Consider the following 22,974-nt stretch of genomic DNA (forward strand, 5'->3'; position numbering starts at 1 on the left):
TCACGGTTACCCAAAAGTACGATGACGGCGCGGCGCACACCGCGCACGGACGATTTTGGGAGGCGGCGTGACAGCCATCGAGCAGACGGAGGCAGCGCGCCCCAAGGGCACGCGCCTGCCGCGCCGAGCCCGACGCAATCAGCTTCTGGGCGCGGCCCAGGAGGTTTTTGTCGCGCAGGGGTACCACGCGGCCGCGATGGACGACATCGCCGAGCGGGCCGGGGTCAGCAAGCCGGTGCTCTACCAGCACTTCCCGGGCAAGCTCGACCTGTACCTGGCCCTCCTCGACCAGCACTGCGAATCGCTGCTGCAGTCGGTGCGCACGGCCCTGGCCTCCACCACGGACAACAAGCAGCGCGTCGCCGCGACGATGGACGCCTACTTCGCGTACGTACAGGACGACGGCGGTGCCTTCCGGCTGGTCTTCGAGTCGGACCTGACGAACGAGCCCGCGGTGCGCGAGCGCGTCGACCGGGTCAGCCTGCAGTGCGCCGAGGCCATCTCGGACGTGATCGCCGAGGACACCGGCCTGTCCAAGGACGAGTCGATGCTGCTTGCCGTGGGCCTGGGCGGCGTCTCGCAGGTCGTCGCCCGCTACTGGCTCTCCAGCGCCAGTCCGGTCGAGCGTGACAAGGCGGTGCAGCTGCTGACGTCGCTGGCCTGGCGCGGCATCGCCGGGTTCCCGCTGCACGGCGCGGACCAGCACTGAGGGCGACGCTGAGGGCCCTCTGCCCACGTCGCGCACCCGTCACACGATTTTGTTCCCGCCCCGGTGTTCGCTCTTGGCGTGCTACCGGGGCGCCGGGTGCCTCGTCTCACCGGGCTAATGTTTGCTGCGTACGGCGCGCGGTCGTCCGCGCACATCACGGATCGTCGGAGGGACAAGGCCGTGGAGGTCAAGATCGGCGTGCTGCACACGCCCCGCGAGATCGTTCTGGAGAGCGGCCAGTCCGCCGAGGAGGTCGAGAGCGCGGTGTCCGAGGCGTTGTCCGGCAAGGCGCAGCTGCTCTCCCTGACGGACGAGAAGGGCCGCAAGGTGCTGGTGCCGGCGGAGCGCCTCGCCTATGTGGAGATCGGTGAGCCGTCGGTGCGCAAGGTGGGCTTCGGCCCGCTGTAAGGCACCGACCAGCAGCGAAGCAGTACGGGTGAGGGCCCGATGGCGCAGTCGCCGTCGGGCCCTCAGCTGTCGTGGGACGCGTGTGCCGTACGCGCGGGTGCCGCCCCGCGTTCACAGGGCACGCACAACGGGCACACACGAGGAGGGTTGCCTTCCGGGTGCCGGGGGTAGACCGGCTAGGACCGATTTGCACCCACTGGCAGCGCGGGAGGGACCCTCAACATGCTTCTCGAAGCTCTCGGCTCCGCACTGCTCGGCCTGGCCCTCGCATGGGCCGCGGGCCAGCGTGTACCGAACCGCCTTCCGTCGCGCACCCTGGTGCTGCCGACCGGAATCGCGGGCGCTCTCTTCGGAGCCTTCATCACCCACAGCGCGCTCGGCCCGGGCCACGCGCTCGCGACGCTCGTCGGCGCGTTCGTCCTGTCGGCAGCGCTGCTGTCGCTGCTGCTGCGCCCGACCCGGGGCCGAGCGCACCGGCTCAGTCCGAACCCGTAGCGGGATCGGGCAGCCTCTCTCGAACGAAGCAGTAACTACCCCAGGGGCAGCCGCCGAAGGAGCGGCTGCCCTTCCGGGTGTCCCGACGAGCGCCCCGCGGGGCCGGGCCGCGCGGCCCGGTGAAGCTATGCCGCGAGACCCGGTGAGGCTACGCCGCGAGTCCCAGCGCCGCCATCCGCTTGGTGTGCGCCTCGGTGATGCGCGAGAACATCCGGCCCACCTCGGCCAGGTCGAACCCGTCGGCCACGCCCCCGACCAGCATCGTGGACAGCGCGTCACGGTCGGCGACCACCCGCTGCGACTGCGACAGGGCCTCGCCCATCAGGCGGCGTGCCCACAGGGCGAGCCGGCCGCCCACGCGCGGGTCCGCGTCGATCGCGGCGCGCACCTTCTCCACGGCGAACGACGCGTGCCCGGTGTCGTCGAGCACGGCGAGCACCAGGGAACGGGTGTCCGAGTCAAGACGGGCCGCGACCTCCCGGTAGAAGTCACTGGCGATCGAGTCGCCCACGTACGCCTTGACCAGGCCCTCCAGCCAGTCCGACGGGGCGGTCTGGCGGTGGAAGCCGTCCAGGGCGCCGACGAACGGGTCCATCGCCTCGGTCGGCTCGACACCGACCGCCGAAAGCCGGTCGCGCAACTGCTCGAAGTGGTGGAACTCGGCGGAGGCCATCTTCGCCAGCTCCGCCTTGTCGGCCAGCGTCGGCGCCAGCTTCGCGTCCTCGGCGAGGCGCTCGAACGCCGCCAGCTCCCCGTACGCGAGGGCGCCGAGCAGGTCGACGACGGCGGCGCGGTAGTGCGCGTCCGCGGACGCGGTGGCCCAGTCCTGGGCGGCGATCCCGGTCGGGGCGGGGGTCGCTTCGGCGGACGGCGTGGCGTTGTCAGGCGTCTCCATGAAGCGCACAATAGCCCGCTCGCCGCCCCCCGGAACTCCCTGGTCAAGGAGTGTGACAACGACTACGTGACCAATTCGGCCATCGCGTATGCGGGTTTCCGGGGTATGGTGGTAAAGAGCCCGCCGAGTGCAAGCGCGTTTCTTGGCGTTTGCGCGTACACGCGACGGGCCGCACGAATGAGGATGCCCGGTCGGAGGCCCGATCGGCTCCGACCCGACAGCCCTCCAGCCGGTCCGTCACACGACGTACGGCATGAGGAGGGGCCCTCAGCGGTACGAGCGCTCGAGCGTCGGCAGTGGTCCCGCGTCACCCGGTCCACCCGCACCCGCGGATCGAGACCGGCGTAACACCGGCACGGTCACGACCCCCGCGTTCGCCTCGCACCGCACCTCACAGAAGAGGCAGCACCCTGACTACGCAGACTTCCACCTTTCGTCAACTGGGCATCCTGCCCGAGACCGCCGAGGCCCTGGAGGCCGTCGGCATCGTCACCGCCTTCCCCATCCAGGAGATGACGCTCCCCGTCGCCCTCGCGGGCTCGGACGTCATCGGCCAGGCGAAGACCGGCACGGGCAAGACCCTCGGCTTCGGACTGCCGATCCTGGAGCGCGTCACCGTCCCCGCGGACGTCGAGGCGGGCCGGGCCCGGCCCGAGCAGCTGACCGACGCCCCGCAGGCGCTCGTCGTCGTCCCGACGCGCGAGCTGTGCACGCAGGTGACCAACGACCTGCTGACCGCCGGCAAGGTGCGTAACGTGCGCGTGCTCGCCATATATGGCGGCCGCGCCTACGAGCCCCAGGTCGAGGCCCTGAAGAAGGGCGTCGACGTGATCGTCGGCACCCCGGGCCGCCTGCTCGACCTCGCCGGACAGAAGAAGCTCGACCTCTCGCACGTGAAGGCGCTCGTCCTGGACGAGGCCGACGAGATGCTCGACCTGGGCTTCCTGCCCGACGTCGAGAAGATCATCAACTACCTGCCGGCGAAGCGGCAGACGATGCTGTTCTCGGCGACCATGCCGGGCGCCGTCATCGGCCTCGCCCGCCGGTACATGTCGCAGCCGACGCACATCAGCGCCACCTCGCCGGACGACGAGGGCGCGACCGTGCGCAACACCGCGCAGCACGTCTACCGCGCGCACAACATGGACAAGCCCGAGATGGTCGCGCGCATCCTGCAGGCCGAGGGCCGCGGACTCGCGATGATCTTCTGCCGCACCAAGCGGACCGCCGCCGACATCGCGGAGCAGCTGCAGAAGCGCGGCTTCGCCTCCGGCGCCGTCCACGGCGACCTCGGTCAGGGCGCCCGCGAGCAGGCGCTGCGCGCGTTCCGCAACGGCAAGGTGGACGTGCTGGTCTGCACGGACGTCGCCGCGCGCGGTATCGACGTCGACGACGTCACGCACGTCATCAACTACCAGACGCCCGAGGACGAGAAGACGTACCTCCACCGCATCGGCCGCACCGGCCGCGCGGGCAAGAAGGGCATCGCGATCACGCTGGTCGACTGGGACGACATCCCGCGCTGGCAGCTGATCAACAAGGCGCTCGACCTGAAGTTCAACGACCCGGTCGAGACCTACTCCTCCTCGCCGCACCTGTACGAGGAGCTGAACATCCCGGCCGGCACCAAGGGCGTCCTGCCGCGCGGCGAGCGTACGCGCGCCGGGCTCGCGGCCGAGGAGATCGAGGACCTGGGCGAGACCGGTGGCCGGGGCGCGGCCCCGCGCGGCCGCGGTGGCCGTCCCGGGCAGGACCGCGACCGTGGCGGCCGGGACCGCGGCCGCGACCGCGGTGGCCGGGACCACGACCGGGACCGGGATCGGGACCAGGAGCGTTCGGCCCGTACCCCGCGCCGTCGCCGCCGCACGCGCAACGGTGAGCCGGTGGCCGCCGAGGCGGCCGCCACCGCGGCACCGGTGACGCCCGCACCCGTCACGCCGGCGCCCGCCGGCGAGACCGCCGAGAACGCTTCCGGGCCGCGCACCCCGCGCCGTCGCCGCCGCACGCGCGGTGCCGCGCAGGGCGCTCCCGCCGCCGAGGCCGTCGTCGAGACGGTCGAGACCGTCCCCGCGCAGGTGGCCGAGCCGGTCGCCGCCGAGGTCGAAACCCCGGCCGCGCCGCGTCGCCGTACGCGCAAGAAGGCGGAGACCGCCGTCGACACGGCCGAGACCATCCCCGCGCAGGTGGCCGAGCCGGTCGCCGCCGAGGTCGAGACCCCGGCCGCGCCGCGTCGCCGTACGCGCAAGAAGACGGAGACCGCCGTCGAGACGGCCGAGACCATCCCCGCGCAGGTAGCCGAGCCGGTCGCCGCCGAGGTCGAAGCCCCGGCCGCGCCGCGTCGCCGTACGCGCAAGAAGGCGGAGACCGCCGTCGACACGGCCGAGGCCGCCGCGCCGGTCGCCGTCGCCGAGGCTCCGGTCGTCGCGCCGCGTCGTACGCGCAAGAAGGCGGAGGCCGCCGTCGACACGGCCGAGGCCGTCGAGGCCAAGCCGGCCCGCACGCGCAAGAAGGCCGTCGCCCCGGTCGAGACCGCCACGGAGGTGGCCGAGGCCGCCCCCAAGCGGACCCGAAAGAAGGCCGTCGCGCCCGTCGAGACCGCCACGGAGGCCGCCGAGGCCGCCCCCAAGCGGACCCGCAAGAAGGCGGAAGCCGCCGTCGACACGGCCGAGGCCGTCGAGGCCAAGCTGGCCCGCACGCGCAAGAAGGCCGTCGCCCCCGTCGAGACCGCCACGGAGGTGGCCGAGGCCGCCCCCAAGCGGACCCGCAAGAAGGCGGAAGCCGCCCTCGACACGGCCGAGGCCGTCGAGACCGCGCCGAAGCGGACCCGCAAGAAGACCGTCGCGCCCGTCGAGACCGCCACGGAGGTGGCCGAGGCCGCCCCCAAGCGGACGCGTAAGAAGACCGTCGCTGCCGTGCCCGCGCAGGCCGAGGCGGAGGCCGCCGAGGTCAAGCCGAGGCGGACCCGCAAGAAGGCCGTCGCCGCGGTTCCGGCGCAGGCCGAGGCCGGGACCGAGAGCGCCGAGGCGAAGCCGAAGCGCACGCGCAAGAAGGCCGTGGCCGAGGCCCCCGAGGCCTGATCCGCGCCGCGCCCGAAAGGCCCGGACTCCGCACCGCGGGGTCCGGGCCTTCGCCGTCGCCCCCGGGACACCCGGCCGCCGCGCCACGTAACCTCACCGCATGAGCAGGCCGCCGACCTTCACCCCGCCGCCCGGAACCCGCGCGCACGTGCTGCGCACCGACAGGGGCGACTTCGCCGCGCTGGTCGGTGAGCCCGCGTCCGGCCCCGTACGGGGCACCGCGCTGCTGCTGCCGGGGTTCACCGGCAGCAAAGAGGACTTCGTCGCGCTGCACGGACCGCTGACCGCGGCCGGATACCGCACGGTCAGCGTCGACGGCCGCGGCCAGTACCGGACGGCCGGCCCCAAGGACGACGAGCGCCCCTATGCGCAGCGGGAGCTGGCCCGGGACGTGCTCGCCCAGGCCGCCGCGCTCGGCCCGGACCGGATCCAGCTGCTCGGGCACTCGCTCGGCGGGCTCGTCGCCCGTGCCGCGGTCCTCGCCGACCCGGCCCCCTTCGCCTCGCTGACCCTGATGGCGTCCGGTCCCGCCGCGGTCGCCCCGGCCCAGCAGCAGCGCATCGAGATGCTGCGGAACGCGCTCGCCGCGTTCGACATGGCGCAGGTGTGGGAGGCGATGCAGGCCCTGGAGACGGCGGACGCCGCGGTCGACGACGTGCTGGACGTGCGGGGCGACGAGGAGGAGCTGCGGCAGCGCTGGCTGAGCAACAGTCCGGCCCAACTGATCGCCACGGGGCGGCAGTTGTGTGAGGAGCCGGACCGGGTCGACGAGCTGGCCGCGGTCGCGCCGCCGGTGCACGTCCTGTCCGGCGAGCGGGACGAGGCGTGGCCGGTGCCGCTGCTCGACGACATGGCCCGACGGCTGAAGGCCGAGCGGACCGTGATCGCCGGCGCCGAGCACTCGCCGAACACGGACCGCCCGGACAAGACCGCCGCGGCCCTCATCGCCTTCTGGGACCGGCACCCGGCACAGCCGAACGGTGCCCCCTAGAACTGCGCGTGCAGATGCGCCCAGAACCCGTCCCGCAGCGCCCGCCGCAGGTCGGACTGGCCGCGCAGCGAGTACTGGAGGATGGCCTCCGCCTCGACGAGCAGGTCCTGGTCGACCGGGCCCGGCAGGTACGGGTGGCCGGGCAGCACCTCGGTGAACGCCTCGCGCCCGCGCTCCGCGAGCCACTGCGCCGCGATCCGCGCCCCCGTGAAACGGACCTGCTCGCGGGTGGGGCGCGGCGCGTCCCCGGGCTCGTACGAGGTGAGGGCGCGGCGCGTGACGTAGGGCCGGAAGAAGTCGAGGTCGAGCGTGCGCTGGCTGTCGACCTCCCAGAGCAGCGGCTCCGCCTGGTTGGGGCCGCCGACGGCCTCGATGCCCCACAGGTGGACGCGGGCCCCGTATCCCTGGGCCGCCTCGACGGCGGAGACCAGGTCCTCGTCGCCGCCGAGCAGGGCCGCGTCGCTGATGGCGCGGTGCCGGGCGAGGGACTCCAGGTCGCTGCGGATGAGGGAGTCGACGCCCTTCTGCTGGTTGTTCGCGTTGAGGTTGCCCAGGCGGACCTTGACGTCGGGCAGCGCGGCGATGGACTGCTGCTCCGTGGTGTGGATGCGGCGGCGCGCGCCGTCGTACCAGTAGACGCGCAGCAGCCGGCTGTCCGCGAAGATCGTGCGGGCCTTGTCGATCAGGGCGTCGATGAGTCCCTCGGCGTCCAGGTCGAAGGAGCGCCGGTCCTCCGTGCCCGCGACGAGGCGGCCCGCGGCGGCGTAGAGGTACCCCGCGTCCACGAAGATCGCGTGCGTGGAGGGTGTCTTGGCGACCTCCGCCAACATCCGCCTGAGCAGGTCGTTCGTGGTGGCGAGATGTTCTTCTACGCGCTCCGCGACGGAGGCGGGCAGGTCGTCCGGGTGGGTGGCCGGGTGGGTGGCCGGGTGGGTGGCGTTCATCGCCGTCCATTGTCCCCGCGCGTCACACGCTGTGCATGACCGGCCCCGCTACCCGCAAGTAATTAGGTTCCCGAAAAATTTCTTTAGCGTAGGGAATGTTTGCTGGGGGCAACTCGTTGTCACCCATAGAACGTGGGGCACTCTGGCCCCGCAATCCACTCTTAACGGTCAGGCAACCGCCTGGCCGTACGGCAGGTTCACGATGGTGACCTGCACCGTAGTTCTCCTTCAGGAGGATCACCAGACGAAGGGAGAAGCCCTTGCGCTTCGAAATCATGCGTCTTGACGACGTCGACGGTACCGCCGTGGACACCACCGTCGTGGACGCCGCCTCCGTCAACCGGATCGTTCAGCAGGCGGCCGCCATAGGGCAGCGCCTCTACATCCGCCCGGCCGAGTCGTCCGCCTCGTAACGGCGTCGCGACACACTCTTCGAAGCCCCCGTACGCACGCCGCGTACGGGGGCTTCGCATGTCCGCCTCCCCGGATCGGCCCCCGGACCGGCCGGCGGCACTGATGCTCAGGCGTTCTGGATCACCTGGGTCACGCCGTTGATGATCTGCTGCACGGCGATCGCCGAGAGCATCATGCCGGCGAGCCGGGTCACCAGGACGACGCCACCGTCCTTGATGACGCGGATGATCACGAGCGAGTAGCGCATCACGAGCCACAGGACCACGTGGATGGCGAGGATCGCCGTCCAGACGGAGAGCTGCGTGGCGACCGTGTGCGCCTTCTGGACGGCCAGGATGACGGAGACGATCGCACCGGGGCCGGCGAGCAGCGGCATGCCGAGCGGGACGAGGGCGACGTTCACGTCCTTCGTCTGCTGCGGCTCGTCGGTCTTGCCGGTGAGCAGGTCGAGGGCGATCAGCAGGAGCAGCAGGCCGCCCGCGATCATCAGGGCCGGGACCGAGACGTGCAGGTAGTCGAGGATCTGGTGGCCCAGGACACCGAAGACGGCGATGACACCGAAGGCGACGCACACCGCCTGGAAGGCCATGCGCTTCTGGACCTTGGCGGGGCGGCCCGCGGTGAGGGCGAGGAAGATCGGGGTGATTCCGGGCGGATCCATGATCACGAAAAGGGTAAGGAAGAGGGATCCGAAAACAGCGACGTCGAACACGATGTGGGCTTGCCTTGCGGGTGTGGAGCCGGAGCGCGACGGGGGGCGCGAGCCGGGCGGACGGTCGGGACAAGGGCGGGAACGGGCAGAACGGGCAGAACGGGCAGGCGGCGAGCCGGAGCAGGCCTGGGGGCGGGCGATGGATCGGACCAGACGGGGGGATCGGGATCGGCCGGCGTCCGGCGGGTCACCGACGTCCGGCGGGTCAGAGGTCAGAGCAGAGGTCAGACCTGAGGTCCCTACGCGCCCGGCGAGTCAGACGCAGGGCGGGCGCGAAGTCCCGCGGCGCCCGGCGGGCCGGACGCGGAGTCCTGCGCGCCAGGCGCGGAGTTCCGCGGGCCGCGGACGCGGAGTCCCGCGGGCCGGACGCGAGGTCAGGCGTGGGTTCCGCCGGCGCCCGGGACCGGGAAGGCCCCGGTGGCACGCCGCGTGATCTCCCCGTAGATCTCGGGGTCCGTCGTGTACTCGCCGAGCACACACGTCTTGCGGCTGCCGTGGTAGTCCGAGGAGCCGGTGGTGAGCAGGCCGACGTCGGCGGCCAGGCCGCGCAGCCGGTCCCGGGTCGCCGGGTCGTGGTCCATGTGGTCGACCTCGATGCCGTCGAGGCCGGCCGCGGCGAGCTCCGCGATCGCCGCCTCGGGAACGGTCCTGCCGCGCTTGGCGGCGCCCGGGTGCGCGAAGACGGTGACCCCGCCCGCGGCCTTCACGAGACGGATCGCCTCGAAGGGGTCCGTCTCGTGCTTGGCGACGTAGGCGCGGGCGCCGTCGGCCAGCCACTCGGGGGTGAACGCGTCGGAGACCGTGGGCACGACACCGAGCTCGACGAGCGCGGAGGCGATGTGCGGGCGGCCGACCGAGCCGTCCCCGGCGATCCGGGCGACCTGCTCCCAGGTGACGGGGACGCCGAGCTCGTTCAGCCTGGCGATCATGGCCTTGGCGCGCGGGACCCGGTCGTCGCGGACCAGCTCGCGCTCGGCGAGCAGCGCGGGCTCCTCGGGGTCGAACAGGTAGGCCAGCATGTGCAGGCCCACGCCGTCGAGCCGGCACGAGAGTTCGGCGCCGGTGACCAGGGTCGGTCCGGCGGGCAGCGCACGCAGCGCCGCGATCGCCTCGGCGTGGCCGCGGGTGGAGTCGTGGTCGGTGAGCGCCACGACGTCCAGTCCGGCCGCCGCCGCGTTGCGCACCAGCTCGGCCGGGGTGTCCGTGCCGTCGGAAGCGGTGGAGTGGGTGTGCAGGTCGATGCGCACGGCTGCGTACTCCAGGCTCGGACTCGGACGGACAGGGCGGGTCTCTCCCGCCCGGCGCGTGTCCGGATACAGGAGGGAACGCTCAAGGGTAACGGGATTTCGGGACACCCCCGTCCCGGCCCGGCCCGGCCGCGGACCCCTACGCCGCCCGACCCGGCCGAGTGCGGCTCACCACCCGACCCGGGCGCACCCCGCCCGCAGCGGTCCCGACTCAGCGGAGTGCGGCTCACCACTCGACCCGGGCGCACCCCCCGCCCGCAGCGGTCCCGACTCGGCGGAGTGCGGCTCACCACCCGACCCCGTCCACACCCCGCCCGCAGAGGTAGGCCCCCGACCCCGGCCGCATCACGCCCGCCCAAGGCCCCGCCCTTACCCCTCCCCGCCCTGGAGGATCCGCGGCGACAGCGCCCCGCACGGCAGCAGGTCCACCTCCGCGCCCGCGTCCCGCAGGTCCGTGAGGACCAGTTCGTCGTACATCAGCAGTCCGGACTGCTCGGGCCAGACGATGCCCCACAGCCACAGGCCGCGCGCCTCGCCCGCGAAGACTGCGCGGTCGGCGGGCGTGCCCGAGACGTGCCACATCGGCGTCGGCCGGCCGGCCGCGAGCAGCTTGACCTGGGGCGGCCCCGACACGTCCATGGACGGGCCCGGGTCGGGGCCGTCGATGCCCGCGTACCGCGCGCCGAGTCCGACACCGAGCTCCTCGGCGACGAGCACCAGCTCACCGATGCCGCCGAGGGGGCCGGGGCCCGAGCAGGCCACGGCGGTGGCGCGGCCGCCGGTACGGTCGTCCCCCGCGTTCGCCACGCCGGTGAACAGCCAGCCGACCGGGAGCGGCCACGGCATCCACACGGGCACCTGGGCGCGGCGCACCACGACGCCGAGGGCCTCGACGCTGGGCGGGATCACGGGCTGCAGCGGGTGCACCGGCCCGTGTGCGTCGCACTGCCAGGAGTCGGCGAAGAGGCCGGGAGCCCTGACCCGGCCACCACACTTCGGGCAACTGGGTTCGCCCCTCATAAAGCCCCACGGTCCTCCCCGTCCCGCGCCGCGTCAAGGACGATCACCCGTCCGGAGGCGGCCGCGTCCGGGGCCTCGGCAGGGCCCCCGGAACAATCTAGGTGTAGCTTGCATTAATTAGCCCGGCTAACTTAATATGTGTATAGGCCAACGACCCACGCGACAAGGAGCCGGCATGAGCCACAGCAGTACAGGAGGGACCGCCGAAGGGGACACGCTCGACGCGGGAGCGACCAGCATCCTGCGTCAGCCGAAGGCGGTCTGGGCGACCGCCGGGGCATCCGTCGTCGCCTTCATGGGCATCGGGCTCGTCGACCCGATCCTGCCCTCGATCGCCAAGGGGCTCCAGGCGACGCCCAGCCAGGTCTCCCTCCTGTTCACCTCCTACTTCCTCATCACCGCCGTCGCGATGCTGGTGACCGGGTTCGTCTCCAGCTGCATCGGCGGCAAGAAGACCCTGCTCGTCGGGCTCGCGCTCGTCGTGGTCTTCGCCGCGCTGGCCGGCACCTCCGGCTCGGTCGGCGAACTCGTCGGCTTCCGGGCCGGCTGGGGCCTCGGCAACGCGCTCTTCGTCTCGACCGCCCTCGCCGTCATCGTCGGCGCGGCGGCCGGCGGCAGCGCCGCGGCGATCCTGCTCTACGAGTCCGCGCTCGGCCTCGGCATGGCGTGCGGGCCGCTCGTCGGCGCCCTGCTCGGCAACGCGAGCTGGCGCTACCCGTTCTTCGGCACGGCCGCGCTCATGGCCATCGGCTTCGTCTGCATCACGGTGTTCCTGAAGGAGCAGCCCAAGCCCGCCACGAAGACCTCGATCCTGGACCCGATCAAGGCGCTCGGCCACGGCGGCCTCGCGTCGGCGGCGGTCTCCGCGTTCTTCTACAACTACACGTTCTTCACGGTGCTGGCCTTCACACCCTTCGTGCTGAACATGACCCCCTACAAGTCCGGCGGCGTCTTCTTCGCCTGGGGCGTCCTGCTCGCGCTGTTCTCGGTGATCGTCGCGCCGCGCATGCAGGCCAGGTTCGGTTCGCTGAAGGTGCTCGGCGGCTCCCTGGTGCTGCTCGCCGTGGATGTCCTCGTCCTCGGGTACGGCAACCACACCGCGGCGGTCGTCTGCACGATCCTGTCCGGCGCCTTCATCGGCGTGAACAACACCGTCTACACCGAACTCGCGCTCGGCGTCTCCGACGCGCCGCGCCCGGTGGCCAGCGCCGGCTACAACTTCGTGCGCTGGTTCGCCGCGGCCGCCGCCCCGTTCTTCGCGCCGAAGATCGAGGAGTGGAGCAACATCCACATCCCGTTCGTGGTCGCCGCGATCACGGCGGTGCTGGGCGCGGTCGTCGTCTGGGTGCGCCGCAACGCGCTCACGCACGAGGCCGAGGAGCTGGAACCGCACCACGCCGCCGAGGACAGCGTGAGCGTCTTCGCCCAGTGAGCCCGGCCGACATGCGCGTCTTCGCCCAGTGAGACCGGCGCGCGCGTCCTCACCCGGTGAGACCGGCGCGCGCGTCTTCGCACAGTGAGAAGCGTCAGTCGAGAGCGACGGGCCTGCGCAGCGGATCGCGCAGGTCCGTCCCGCTGTTCAGCCACTTCTCCTGGAGCGCCGCCGCGCCGTGCACCCGCTTCCACGCCGCCTCGTTCTGCGTCATCGGCAGCAGCGGCAGGAACCGTACGGGATCGAGCGGGTGATCCAGCTCCAGGTCCTCGACCAGGCCGCCCGGCTCCGCCACCAGGACCGAGGTGAACGGAGCGCCCGGCCACAGCGGCTCCCCCACGTCGAGCGACGCGCCCGGCGCCACGACCACGCCCTCGACCTGCGGCGACGCGGCCAGGACGGCCAGCGGGCGCAGCACCTTGTCCGTGTCGGCGAGCCCCGCGCGGACCGTCAGGACCAGCTCGGCGCGCGGGCCCTTCACGGGGTCGGCGAGGGCCGCGGTGGGGTCGGACATGGGGGACGACGACATGCCGAGGCTCGCGTACCGGACCAGGCCCCCGTCATCGCCGCTGCCGCCGCCGGTGAAGCGGAGCACCTCGATCCGGTCGGTGCCGAGGAACGTGACCGCCGCGCGCGCGTCCGGCTCGCCCAGGGCCGTGATCAGCCGGGCCTCCACCAACGCCAGAACTTCTGCCATCCCGCGAGCATAGAACTCGCATGCAATGGGTAAAGAAGGGGCTCGCTCCTGTCAGTCGGCTGATAGTCTTGGCCGCTGGTCGGGATGGTGCGCAGTGCGCACCCGCCGCGAGCTCTCGGAGCCCGCGAAGAACCGAACCACACATGTCCCCCACGGGGGACCGGCCGGAGGAGGTGGGGCTGTCATGGATCGAAGTCGACCGTGCAGTATCACCCGTTCTTCCGGCCTCTAGGCCCGCACGCCCCTTCACAGTCAGCAGATCTCTCCTGCTTCCCGGGCTGCCCGCTTACGCCGGAAGAGCGCTTCAACACCGCCTGATCATTCCGATCTTCCTGATCTGAATCAGTAAGCGAAGCCGCCCAGCGTCGGTCGGTGCTCCCCGCTTTGTGGACGTGCAGCATGTCCGATCGGCACGGACGTCCTCATTCCGGGTAGTTCCACCCGTCACGGCGCGGCTCCCGCCCGCGAAGGAGCCTGCCCATGTCGATGATGCGCGACCTGCGTGCCGCCGTCCGTCCCTCGCTGCGCAAGAGCGTGGCCCCGTACGGCAATGAGGCCCGCAGCTCCTACGACTCCACCCGCGACCCCTCGGCCGTCTCCGCGGTCGTCGACTGCGCGGTCTACCGCGACGGGGCGCGCGTCGAGTCCCCCGCCTGCCTCACGCCCCGCGAGGCCCGCCTCCAGGTGCGCCGGGACGGGGGCTTCGCCTGGATCGGGCTGCACGAGCCGACCGAGGCCGAGTTCGCCGGGATCGCCGCCGAGTTCGGGCTGCACCCGCTCGCCGTCGAGGACGCGGTCCACGCGCACCAGCGGCCCAAGCTGGAGCGGTACGACGACACGCTCTTCACCGTCTTCAAGACCATCCACTACGTCGAGCACGCCGAACTCACCGCGACCAGCGAGGTCGTGGAGAGCGGCGAGGTCATGTGCTTCACCGGCCGGGACTTCTTCATCACCGTGCGCCACGGCGGCCAGGGCTCGCTGCGGGCGCTGCGCCACCGGCTCCAGGACGACCCGGAGCTGCTCGCCAAGGGGCCGAGCGCCGTGCTGCACGCCATCGCCGACCACGTCGTCGACGGCTACCTAGCGGTCGCCGACGCGATGCAGGACGACATCGACGAGGTCGAGACCGACGTCTTCTCGCAGACCGGCAAGGGCGCCCCGCGCGGCTCCGACGCGGGCAGCATCTACCAACTCAAGCGCGAGGTATTGGAGTTCAAGCGTGCCGTCGCCCCGCTGCGCCGCCCCCTCGCCCTGCTGAGCGAGCGGCCGATGCGGCTGATCGACCCGGACATCCAGAAGTACTTCCGGGACGTCGCCGACCACCTGGAGCGGGTGCAGGAGCAGGTCGTCGGCTTCGACGAACTGCTGAACTCCATCCTCCAGGCCAATCTGGCGCAGGCCTCCGTCGCGCAGAACGAGGACATGCGCAAGATCACCTCGTGGGCCGCGATCGTCGCCGTGCCGACCATGGTCTGCGGGGTGTACGGCATGAACTTCGAGCACATGCCCGAGCTGCACTGGCGGTTCGGCTACCCGCTCGTCCTCAGCGTCACCGTCGCCGCCTGTTTCACCATCCACCGGACCCTGAAGCGCAACGGCTGGCTGTGAGCGGCCGGGGCGGCCCCTCGCCGCTCCGGCCTCGTTACGCTTGCCCGCATGACGACTGAACTGCTCGATGCCGCCCTCGTCGAGGAGGCCACGAAGAAGTCCGGGCTCATCTGGGTCCAGGGCACCGCGGGCCCCGAGCGCGCGCTGTGGCACGTGTGGCACGAGGGCGCGGCGCTGCTGGTCGGCGACGGGCCCGGCGAGCAGCCGCTGCCCGGCCTCGCCGACGGCGGTACGGCCACGGTCACCGTGCGCAGCAAGGACAAGGGCGGGCGGCTCGTCGGCTGGCGGGCGAAGGTCGTGGAGCTCGGGGCCGGGACGGAGGCGTGGGAGGGCGCTGTCGCGGAGCTCAAGGGGAAGCGGTTGAACGCGGTCGATGGTGAGGGCATGCCTGCGCGGTGGGCTCGGGAGTGCCGGGTGGTTCGGCTGGAGCCCTTGGTGGGGGCGGGGGTGCTGGCCGCCTCGGACGGGGATCTTGCCGCGCCGCCGTTGCCTACGGGGGCGATCACGCGGGACGCGGTGCCCTCCGGGTTGCCTCGGCTGCTCGGGCGGCGCCGACGCGGGTAGGGGCTGGTTCCTCGCGGAGTGCCCCGGGTCGGCGCTGAGCCCTGGGGGCTCTGCCCCCGGACCCCCGGTCCTCAATCGCCGGACGGGCTTGATTTGTGCCGGAGCGGGCTTGATTTGTGCCGGAGCGGGCCTGATTTGTGCCGGAGCGGGCTTGGTTTGTGCCGGAGCGGGCTTGGTTTGTGCCGGAGCGGGCTTGATTTGTGCCGGAGCGGGCTTGAACCGGCTTGGTTGCGCTAGGAGGCCGGGAGGGCTCGGCCGTAGTCCACCGTGTCCGTCGACTCCGGTTCCGTCAGGGTGAAGTCGTGGCCCCAGTCCGTCAGTTGCAGGGTGCCCGCGCCGCCGGCCCGCTCCAGGCGCACGGGGTACGCCGTGCCCTCCAGGGAGACGTCGAGCGTGCCGCCCGCGCCCTGGTCGCCGGTGAGCTGGATCGTACGGGTACCGCCGGAGGTGCCGTGCTCGCCCTTCTCCAGGGCGCCGTGCAGCGTGAGCAGACCGTCGAGCAGCACGTCCTTGTCCGTGAACGTGCTGAGCCGCTTGTACGCCGGATCGCCGGTCGGCACCTTCACGTACTTGCCGTCGAGCTTCTCCGCGGCCGCGCCGTCCCCGGCCCCGCCGCCCGCGTCGTCGGAGTGCGTCCAGAAGTCGGCGTCCGCCTTTAGGTACAGGTGCTCGCCGACCCGCAGCAGCCGGAACGTACTGCCGTTGCTGGTGACCGAGCCGGAGCCGCCGTCGCCCTTCAGCCGCATGTCGAGCTTGTAGGTCCGGCCGCCGCTGACCACCGTGCCGGCCAGGTGCACGGTCTGCGCGCCCTGCGCCGCCTTGACGGTGCGGCTCTGGATCGCGGTCGGTTCCAGCTTGCCGACCCCGTTGGTGCCAGCGTCCGGATCGTCCCCGCCGCAGCCCGCGAGCCCGGCCGCGGCTCCCGTGCACACCGCGCCGACCAGGAGCGCCCTGCGGACACGGCGGGGCAGGGAAAGTGCGGTCACGGGCGGGCTACCTCTCGTACGGCATCGGGCTCGGCGGCAGTACGGCAGCGTACCTGTGTCATCTGCGGTTACTCGTACGGGTCCGGGGGACGAGAGGCACGAGGCGTGTTCGACGGGCACCGGATAGCCTGACCACGGACTGACCGCAAACGGGGATGGAACGGCACGAAAGGTGGTAAGGGAAGGCATGGCAGCAGGAGCCCCGCGGATCTTCGTCTCCCACCTCGCCGGTATCGCCGTCTTCGATCCGAACGGCGACCAGGTCGGGCGGGTGCGGGATCTCGTCACCATGGTCCGGGTGGGCCGCCGGCCGCCGCGGCTGCTCGGGCTCGTCGTCGAGCTCTCCACCCGCCGCCGCATCTTCCTGCCCATGACCCGGGTCACCGGCATCGAGTCGGGCCAGGTCATCACGACGGGCGTGCTCAACGTCCGGCGTTTCGAACAGCGCCCCACCGAGCACCTCGTCCTCGGCGAGATGCTCGACCGGCGCGTGCGGCTCGTGGAGACCGGTGAGGAGGTCACCGTCCTCGACGTCTCCGTCCAGCAGCTGCCCGCCCGGCGGGACTGGGAGATCGACCGGGTCTTCGTCCGCAAGGGCAAGGGCGGCACCTTCCGGCGCAAGGGCGAGGCGCTGACCGTCGACTGGTCGGCCGTCGACGGCTTCTCGGTCGAGGAGCACGGGCAGGGCGCCGAGAACCTCCTCGCCACCTTCGAGCAGCTGCGCCCCGCCGACCTGGCCAATGTGCTGCACCACCTCTCCCCCAAGCGCCGCGCCGAGGTCGCCGCCGCCCTGACGAACGAGCGGCTCGCCGACGTCCTCGAAGAGCTGCCCGAGGACGACCAGATCGAGATCCTCGGCAAGCTGAAGGAGGAGCGCGCCGCCGACGTGCTGGAGGAGATGGACCCGGACGACGCCGCCGACCTCCTCGGCGAGCTGCCCGAGGCCGACAAGGAGCGGCTGCTCACCCTGATGCGGCCCGGCGACGCGGCCGACGTGCGGCGCCTGATGGCGTACGAGGACAAGACCGCGGGCGGCCTGATGACCACCGAGCCGATCGTGCTGCGCCCGGACTCGACCGTCGCCGACGCCCTCGCCCGCGTCCGCAACCCCGACCTGTCGCCCGCGCTCGCCGCCCAGGTCTACGTGTGCCGGCCGCCGGACGAGACGCCGACCGGCAAGTACCTCGGCACCATCCACTTCCAGCGGCTGCTGCGCGACCCCCCGTTCACGATGGTCAGCTCGATCCTCGACGAGGACCTGCAAGCCCTCTCCCCGTCCGCGCAGCTCCCGGAGATCGCCGGGTTCTTCGCGACGTACGACATGGTGGCGGCGCCCGTCGTCGACGAGGGCGGCTCGCTGCTCGGCGCGGTGACCGTGGACGACGTCCTCGACCACATGCTGCCCGACGACTGGCGCGAGCAGGAGTTCCTCCCCCACTCCCTCGGCTTCGCCCGCGCCGGGGGAACCCCGGTGCCGGAAGACGTGACCCATGGCGACTGACGAACGCGACCCGCGGGCCGTGGCGGAGACCCAGCGCCGCCCCCGCACCCGGCTCGACCAGCCGCGGCCGCCCCGGCGCAAGATCCTGCCGGACTACGACCCCGAGGCCTTCGGACGGCTGTCCGAGCGCATCGCGCGGTTCCTCGGCACGGGCCGGTTCATCGTCTGGATGACGGTGCTGATCATCGCGTGGGTCGCGTGGAACGTGGCGGCCCCCGACCACCTGCGGTTCGACACCTACCCGTTCATCTTCCTGACCCTGATGCTCTCCCTCCAGGCCTCCTACGCCGCCCCGCTGATCCTGCTCGCGCAGAACCGGCAGGACGACCGCGACCGCGTCAACCTGGAGCAGGACCGCAAGCAGAACGAGCGGTCGATCGCCGACACCGAGTATCTGAGCCGGGAGGTGGCGGCGCTCCGCATCGGCCTGGGCGAGGTCGCCACCCGCGACTGGATCCGCTCCGAACTGCAGGACCTCCTCAAGGAGCTGGAGGAGCAGCAGCGAACCGCCGTATTCCCGCCGGAGAACGAGCGGGGACGTGATGTAGACGACCGCTGACACGCCTTTCCATGCCCCGGTTACCGCGCCGTACTATCGGGTGCATGGCTACGGAAGACGCGGTGCGCGAAGCACTCGCGACAGTGAACGACCCCGAGATCCAGCGACCCATCACCGAACTGGGGATGGTCAAATCGGTGGACATCGGTGCGGACGGAGCCGTCGCGGTCACCGTGTACCTGACCGTCTCCGGCTGCCCGATGCGCTCCACGATCGAGACGAACGTGAAGGAGGCGGTCGGCCGCGTCGACGGCGTCACGCGCGTCGACGTGACGCTCGACGTGATGAGCGACGAGCAGCGCAAGGAGCTGGCCGCCGCGCTGCGCGGGGGCACCGCCGAGCGTGAGGTGCCGTTCGCCAAGCCGGGTTCCCTGACCCGTGTCTACGCGGTCGCCTCCGGCAAGGGCGGCGTCGGCAAGTCCTCGGTGACGGTGAACCTGGCGGCGGCGCTCGCCGCCGACGGCCTGAAGGTCGGCGTCGTCGACGCCGACATCTACGGCCACAGCGTCCCGCGCATGCTCGGCGCCGACGGCAAGCCCACCCAGGTCGAGAACATGATCATGCCGCCGTCGGCGAACGGCGTGAAGGTCATCTCCATCGGCATGTTCACGCCGGGCAACGCCCCGGTGGTCTGGCGCGGCCCGATGCTCCACCGCGCCCTCCAGCAGTTCCTCGCCGATGTCTTCTGGGGCGACCTGGACGTGCTCCTGCTCGACCTGCCCCCGGGCACCGGCGACATCGCGATCTCGGTCGCCCAGCTCGTGCCGAACGCGGAGATCCTCGTCGTGACGACGCCGCAGCAGGCCGCCGCCGAGGTCGCCGAGCGGGCCGGCTCCATCGCCGTGCAGACGCACCAGAAGATCGTCGGCGTCGTCGAGAACATGTCGGGGCTGCCCTGCCCGCACTGCGGCGAGATGGTCGACGTCTTCGGCACGGGCGGCGGACAGACGGTCGCCGACGGCCTGACGAGGACGACGGGCGCGACCGTGCCGGTCCTCGGCTCCATCCCGATCGACGTCCGCCTGCGCGAGGGCGGCGACAACGGCAAGCCGGTGGTGCTCAGCGACCCCGACTCGCCCGCCGGTTCGGCCCTGCGCGCCATCGCGGGCAAGCTGGGCGGCCGCCAGCGCGGCCTGTCGGGCATGTCCCTGGGGCTGACCCCGCGCAACAAGTTCTGAGCGGTCACCGGACGGCGGGCCGCACCGGCTTCGGTGCGGCCCGCTCCGCGTGGGCGGGCCGGGCGGCTCAGGTCAGCTCGGCGATGTCCTTGACCACGGAGAAGGCGAGCCCGTACGCGCTCATGCCCCGGCCGTACGCGCCCAGGTGGACGCCGGCCTGCGTGGAGCCGGCCAGCACCCAGCCGTACTCGGACTCGCGGTAGTGGAACGGCGTCGGCACGCCGTCCACCGGCAGCGAAAGCGTCGCCCAGTCCGCGGAGCCGAGGTCGTCGGCGAGCACCCAGGCCGTCTCGGTCTGCTGGTCGAGCCAGTCGTCGCGCAGCGAGTGGTCCATCTGGCCCGGCCACGTGTACGAGAGCAGTCCGACCCCGGCCAGCCAGGCCGCGGACGAGACCGACGTGGCGTCCAGGACGCCGGTGCCGTCGGCGCTGCGCCGTACCGGGTTGGCGGCGACGGTCACCACGACGGCGAACCGCTCCGTGTCCTGCGTGTTCTCGCTGCGCACGGAGGGCTCCTCACCGTGCCCGATCGAACCGTGCTCGACGGACCCGTCCGCCGTGCTGCCGACCTGCATCAGCCAGCGCGGTCCCGTGAAGGCCTCGTCGAGGCCGTACCACGGGAAGGGCGCCAGCAGGTAGCCGTCGACCGTGCGCCGGGCCGCGGGGTCCGCCTCGGCCCCCTCGGGGTCCGGCGCCTTCGCGCCCACCCGACTCGTCGTCTCCATGTACCCGGCCGCCTCCTCGCTCTCGTACGGACCGGAGCGGCCCGCCCCCCTCGGGCGTTCTCACGTCCAGTCCGCGCAACAACAAGGCAGAATGCCACACCGGGTCCGGCGGGCCCGGTTCCGGCCGGTGTGGTTCAGGTCGCGTCGGCGTCGAACGGCGGGCGGTCGTCGGCCGCCGGCTTCTCGGGACGCTTCTCCATGTCGGGGCCCTTGCGCATGTTCACCGAGCCGCCGGAACCGGCGGCGGAGCCGCTCGCGGACGAGGAGGCGGAGCCGGAGTCCTCCAGCTCACCGACGGTGTGCACCGCTTCGGTGACCTCGGCCATCTCCTTCTTCAGGTCGAAGCCGTTGCGGATCTCCTTGAGCCCCAGCTCGTCGCTGTCCAGCTGCTTGCGGATGAACGTCTTGGGGTTCAGGTCCTCGAACTCGAAGTCCTTGAACTCCGGGCCCAGTTCGCTGCGGATGTCTTCCTTCGCGCTGTCCGAGAACTCCCGGATCTTACGTATCGTGCGCGAGACGTCCTGGATGAGCTTCGGCAGCTTGTCGGGGCCGAAGACGAGCACGGCCAGCACGACGAGGGTGACGACCTCCAGTGGGCCAATGTCGTTGAACACCTTGCGCTCCTAGCGTGTCCTCGGCCCGCGGCGGTCTTCACTGGCAGGTCTTCGGCAGGGCCCGGCGTCGGACCGGTGTCCACGGTACCCGGCGATGCTGTCCGTCCGGTAGCCACTGGGCCACGTCCAGGGATCACCGGAGCCGTCACCGTGCGCCACGGCCGGTCAGTCACTGGGCGCCGAGCCGAGGACGAGTGTCACCTCTCGTTCCCTTCCGCCCCTTTCCAGCGTGACGTCCAGCTTGTCCTTGGGGCGGTGGGCGCGGATCTTGACGATCAGCTCCTCGCCCGAGTGCACGCGGACGCCGTCCACCTCGGTGATCACGTCGCCGGGCTCGATGCCCGCCCGGGCGCCGGGGCCGCCCGGGCTGACGGCCGAGCCGCCGTCGTTGCCCTTCACGCCGACGCGGGCGCCGTCGCCCGCGTAGTCCATGTCGAGAGTGACGCCGATCACCGGGTGGGTGGCCCTGCCGGTGTTGATCAGCTCCTCCGCGACGCGCTTCGCCTGGTTGATCGGGATGGCGAAGCCGAGGCCGATCGAGCCCGACTGGCCGCCCTCCAGCTCCGAACCGCTGTCGGCGGAGCGGATGGCGCTGTTGATGCCGATGACCCGGGCCCGGGAGTCGACGAGCGGGCCGCCGGAGTTGCCCGGGTTTATCGGGGCGTCCGTCTGGAGGGCGTCGACGTAGCTGACGTCGGTGCCGTCGCCCTTCTCACCGCCCGCCGTGATCGGGCGGTCCTTGGCGCTGATGATCCCCGAGGTGACGGTGTTGGCGAGGTCGAAGGGGGCGCCGATGGCCACGACCGGGTCGCCGACCTGTACGTTCTGCGAGTTGCCCAGTGCCAGCGGCTTGAGCCCGCGGACGCCGGAGACCTTGATCACGGCCAGGTCGTAGCCGCTGTCGTGGCCCACCACGTCGGCGTCGGCGCTCTCGCCGCCCGCGAAGGTGACCGATATCCGGCCGCCCGAGCCGGCCGGCTCCACCACGTGGTTGTTGGTGAGGATGTGGCCGCGGTCGTCGAGGACGAAGCCGGTGCCGGTGCCCTGCTCCGAGGAGCCCTTGGTGTGGATGGTGACGACGCCGGGCAGCGCGCGGGCGGCGATGCCGGCGACGCTGTCGGGGGCGCGGTGGGCGGACTCGGCGCCGGCCTGCGGGAGTTCGACGTCCGTCCCGCCGTTGCGTTCCAGGTAGGACCCGATGGCGCCGCCCACGACCCCGGCCACGAGCGCGAGCAGCACGGCACCGACCACCACCACCCGCTTCGACCTGCCCGTACGGGCCTCTTCCCGCACTTGGGGCGCCGCCCAGGGGTCGTACCGCTGCCAGGACCCGCCCCCGAACGGGACAGCGTGCCCGGTCTCGGGAAGGTGAGCGGTGCCGGGGGCGGCGGGGTAGGGCGACGGGGGGTGCGGAGCGGCGGCCGGGTAAGGGCCCGGCTGGGCGGAGCCGGGGGCGCCGCCGGGGTAGGGCTGGGGTGGGACCTGGCCGGGGTCGCCGCCCGGGTAGGGCTGGGGCTGAGCGATCGGGGCAGCGGGCCGAGATGCCGGGGCGAGGTCGCCGCCCGGGTACGGCTGAGGCTGAGCCTGGCCGGGGTCGGCCGGGTAGGCCTGCTGCGGGACCGGACCGGGGTCCGTCGGATAGGCCTGCTGCGGGGCCGGGCCGGGGCCTGTCGGGTAAGACGGCTGCGGGACCGGGCCGGGGCCCGTCGGGTAAGCCTGCTGCGGGACCGGGCCAGGGTCCGTCGGGTAAGACGGCTGCGGGACCGGGCCAGGGTCCGTCGGGTAAGACGGCTGCGGGACCGGGCCAGGGTCCGTCGGGTAGGCCTGTTGCGGGGCCGGGCCGGGGTCGGCCGGTGCCGTCGGCGTGCCGTGGGCCGGGGTCGCCGCCGGGTGCTGCACGGGCGGCGCGAGCGCCCACGGCCCCGGCTCGCCGTACGGCGGCGTGCTGTACGGATCCGGGTCGTGCAGCGGCCGGGGAGCGCCCTCCACGGAGGTCGCTTTGTGCGCGTCCGGCACGGCGTCGGCCACATCCGCGGGGCGCGCGGGGTCAGCAGGGTGCGCGGGGTCCTTGAGGTGTGCGGGATTCCCGTCCACACCGGCACTCAACGGGGCGGCGGGGGCGGCAGGGTCTCCGGGGCCCTGCGCGAGGTTCCCAGCGTCCGCCGCAGGCCGCTCGGGGCCTGCCTCGTCCACACC

General features: G+C 72.3%; 22 protein-coding genes and 1 pseudogene. 12 read left to right on the forward strand and 11 right to left on the reverse strand.

The features are described from left to right. Positions 1 to 67: 67 nt before the first annotated feature. The 3 genes from ACIBW6_RS11095 to ACIBW6_RS11105 all read left to right on the forward strand — a co-directional run bounded on the left by ACIBW6_RS11095 (position 68) and on the right by ACIBW6_RS11105 (position 1,612). Complete coding sequence (locus ACIBW6_RS11095) at positions 68 to 709, forward strand: TetR/AcrR family transcriptional regulator (protein WP_356492286.1); 642 nt, start codon at positions 68 to 70, stop codon at positions 707 to 709. A 180-nt stretch (positions 710 to 889) separates the two neighbouring features. After that, positions 890 to 1,117 carry a DUF3107 domain-containing protein gene (locus tag ACIBW6_RS11100; RefSeq protein ID WP_399058959.1) on the forward strand — a complete coding sequence of 76 codons (228 nt, stop codon included), beginning with the start codon at positions 890 to 892 and terminating at the stop codon, positions 1,115 to 1,117. A gap of 222 nt (positions 1,118 to 1,339) precedes the next feature. Next, positions 1,340 to 1,612: a hypothetical protein gene (locus tag ACIBW6_RS11105; protein ID WP_399058960.1), complete on the forward strand. Its 273-nt coding sequence runs from the start codon at positions 1,340 to 1,342 to the stop codon at positions 1,610 to 1,612. 148 nt (positions 1,613 to 1,760) lie between these two features. Here the strand turns inward: ACIBW6_RS11105 and ACIBW6_RS11110 are convergent, their stop codons facing one another. Next, complete coding sequence (locus ACIBW6_RS11110; RefSeq protein ID WP_399058961.1) at positions 1,761 to 2,507, reverse strand: ferritin-like fold-containing protein; 747 nt, start codon at positions 2,505 to 2,507, stop codon at positions 1,761 to 1,763. A 512-nt stretch (positions 2,508 to 3,019) separates the two neighbouring features. Between ACIBW6_RS11110 and ACIBW6_RS11115 the strand changes: the two genes are divergently transcribed. After that, positions 3,020 to 5,584: a DEAD/DEAH box helicase gene (locus ACIBW6_RS11115; protein ID WP_399058962.1), complete on the forward strand. Its 2,565-nt coding sequence runs from the start codon at positions 3,020 to 3,022 to the stop codon at positions 5,582 to 5,584. 100 nt (positions 5,585 to 5,684) lie between these two features. Further along, positions 5,685 to 6,575 carry an alpha/beta fold hydrolase gene (locus tag ACIBW6_RS11120; protein ID WP_399058963.1) on the forward strand — a complete coding sequence of 297 codons (891 nt, stop codon included), beginning with the start codon at positions 5,685 to 5,687 and terminating at the stop codon, positions 6,573 to 6,575. Here the strand turns inward: ACIBW6_RS11120 and ACIBW6_RS11125 are convergent. Beyond that, positions 6,572 to 7,519, reverse strand: a complete 948-nt coding sequence (locus ACIBW6_RS11125) for an NYN domain-containing protein (RefSeq protein ID WP_399058964.1) — start codon at positions 7,517 to 7,519, stop codon at positions 6,572 to 6,574. The two genes, ACIBW6_RS11120 and ACIBW6_RS11125, sit on opposite strands and share 4 nt — an antisense overlap. Before the next feature lie 260 nt (positions 7,520 to 7,779). Here ACIBW6_RS11125 and ACIBW6_RS11130 point away from each other — a divergent pair, with 260 nt between their 5' ends. After that, positions 7,780 to 7,932, forward strand: a complete 153-nt coding sequence (locus tag ACIBW6_RS11130) for a hypothetical protein (RefSeq protein ID WP_181512666.1) — start codon at positions 7,780 to 7,782, stop codon at positions 7,930 to 7,932. Between the two features lie 107 nt (positions 7,933 to 8,039). Here the strand turns inward: ACIBW6_RS11130 and ACIBW6_RS11135 are convergent, their stop codons facing one another. The 3 genes from ACIBW6_RS11135 to ACIBW6_RS11145 form a co-directional block, all read right to left on the reverse strand. Then, on the reverse strand, positions 8,040 to 8,645 hold the full coding sequence (locus tag ACIBW6_RS11135) for a MarC family protein (protein ID WP_399058965.1): 606 nt from the start codon (positions 8,643 to 8,645) through the stop codon (positions 8,040 to 8,042). Positions 8,646 to 9,019: 374 nt separating this feature from the next. Continuing rightward, on the reverse strand, positions 9,020 to 9,892 hold the full coding sequence (locus ACIBW6_RS11140; protein ID WP_399058966.1) for a PHP domain-containing protein: 873 nt from the start codon (positions 9,890 to 9,892) through the stop codon (positions 9,020 to 9,022). Between the two features lie 369 nt (positions 9,893 to 10,261). Continuing rightward, positions 10,262 to 10,912 carry a DUF6758 family protein gene (locus tag ACIBW6_RS11145; RefSeq protein ID WP_399058967.1) on the reverse strand — a complete coding sequence of 217 codons (651 nt, stop codon included), beginning with the start codon at positions 10,910 to 10,912 and terminating at the stop codon, positions 10,262 to 10,264. Between the two features lie 175 nt (positions 10,913 to 11,087). Here ACIBW6_RS11145 and ACIBW6_RS11150 point away from each other — a divergent pair, with 175 nt between their 5' ends. After that, positions 11,088 to 12,344: an MFS transporter gene (locus ACIBW6_RS11150; protein ID WP_399058968.1), complete on the forward strand. Its 1,257-nt coding sequence runs from the start codon at positions 11,088 to 11,090 to the stop codon at positions 12,342 to 12,344. A gap of 94 nt (positions 12,345 to 12,438) precedes the next feature. Here ACIBW6_RS11150 and ACIBW6_RS11155 read toward each other — a convergent pair whose 3' ends face one another. Further along, positions 12,439 to 13,041 (reverse strand): suppressor of fused domain protein, encoded by a 603-nt coding sequence (locus ACIBW6_RS11155; RefSeq protein ID WP_399058969.1) that lies wholly within the window; start codon positions 13,039 to 13,041, stop codon positions 12,439 to 12,441. Positions 13,042 to 13,521: 480 nt separating this feature from the next. Between ACIBW6_RS11155 and ACIBW6_RS11160 the strand changes: the two genes are divergently transcribed. Both ACIBW6_RS11160 and ACIBW6_RS11165 read left to right on the forward strand, forming a co-directional pair. Continuing rightward, the gene (locus ACIBW6_RS11160; RefSeq protein ID WP_399058970.1) at positions 13,522 to 14,652 is read left to right on the forward strand and encodes a magnesium and cobalt transport protein CorA; all 1,131 of its coding nucleotides are present in this window, start codon (positions 13,522 to 13,524) and stop codon (positions 14,650 to 14,652) included. 48 nt (positions 14,653 to 14,700) lie between these two features. Then, positions 14,701 to 15,216: a hypothetical protein gene (locus ACIBW6_RS11165; protein ID WP_399058971.1), complete on the forward strand. Its 516-nt coding sequence runs from the start codon at positions 14,701 to 14,703 to the stop codon at positions 15,214 to 15,216. Here the strand turns inward: ACIBW6_RS11165 and ACIBW6_RS11170 are convergent. Together ACIBW6_RS11170 and ACIBW6_RS11175 are read right to left on the reverse strand one after the other, a co-directional pair. After that, positions 15,155 to 15,421 (reverse strand): annotated as a pseudogene (locus ACIBW6_RS11170) (hypothetical protein); the annotation flags it as partial. The gene ACIBW6_RS11165 and the pseudogene ACIBW6_RS11170 overlap by 62 nt on opposite strands. Positions 15,422 to 15,449: 28 nt before the next feature. After that, on the reverse strand, positions 15,450 to 16,202 hold the full coding sequence (locus ACIBW6_RS11175; RefSeq protein ID WP_399058972.1) for a hypothetical protein: 753 nt from the start codon (positions 16,200 to 16,202) through the stop codon (positions 15,450 to 15,452). Positions 16,203 to 16,389: 187 nt separating this feature from the next. Between ACIBW6_RS11175 and ACIBW6_RS11180 the strand changes: the two genes are divergently transcribed. Genes ACIBW6_RS11180 through ACIBW6_RS11190 form a run of 3 tightly spaced genes read left to right on the forward strand, consistent with a single transcriptional unit; the run spans position 16,390 to position 19,440 of the window. After that, positions 16,390 to 17,703 (forward strand): magnesium transporter MgtE N-terminal domain-containing protein, encoded by a 1,314-nt coding sequence (locus ACIBW6_RS11180; RefSeq protein ID WP_399058973.1) that lies wholly within the window; start codon positions 16,390 to 16,392, stop codon positions 17,701 to 17,703. Next, on the forward strand, positions 17,693 to 18,262 hold the full coding sequence (locus tag ACIBW6_RS11185; protein WP_399058974.1) for a DUF1003 domain-containing protein: 570 nt from the start codon (positions 17,693 to 17,695) through the stop codon (positions 18,260 to 18,262). Before ACIBW6_RS11180 ends, ACIBW6_RS11185 begins: the two co-directional genes overlap by 11 nt. Positions 18,263 to 18,306: 44 nt before the next feature. Next, the gene (locus tag ACIBW6_RS11190; protein WP_399058975.1) at positions 18,307 to 19,440 is read left to right on the forward strand and encodes an Mrp/NBP35 family ATP-binding protein; all 1,134 of its coding nucleotides are present in this window, start codon (positions 18,307 to 18,309) and stop codon (positions 19,438 to 19,440) included. Positions 19,441 to 19,507: 67 nt separating this feature from the next. On the opposite strand, the gene ACIBW6_RS11195 is transcribed toward ACIBW6_RS11190, so the two are convergent. From ACIBW6_RS11195 to ACIBW6_RS11205, 3 genes are all read right to left on the reverse strand, one after another. Next, on the reverse strand, positions 19,508 to 20,164 hold the full coding sequence (locus ACIBW6_RS11195) for a hypothetical protein (protein WP_399058976.1): 657 nt from the start codon (positions 20,162 to 20,164) through the stop codon (positions 19,508 to 19,510). 134 nt (positions 20,165 to 20,298) lie between these two features. Continuing rightward, the gene (locus tag ACIBW6_RS11200) at positions 20,299 to 20,778 is read right to left on the reverse strand and encodes a sec-independent translocase (RefSeq protein ID WP_399058977.1); all 480 of its coding nucleotides are present in this window, start codon (positions 20,776 to 20,778) and stop codon (positions 20,299 to 20,301) included. 165 nt (positions 20,779 to 20,943) lie between these two features. Further along, positions 20,944 to 22,677 carry a trypsin-like peptidase domain-containing protein gene (locus ACIBW6_RS11205; RefSeq protein ID WP_399059279.1) on the reverse strand — a complete coding sequence of 578 codons (1,734 nt, stop codon included), beginning with the start codon at positions 22,675 to 22,677 and terminating at the stop codon, positions 20,944 to 20,946. Positions 22,678 to 22,974: the final 297 nt, after the last annotated feature.

This window comes from Streptomyces sp. NPDC049813, assembly GCF_044465085.1.
Classification (GTDB): domain Bacteria; phylum Actinomycetota; class Actinomycetes; order Streptomycetales; family Streptomycetaceae; genus Streptomyces.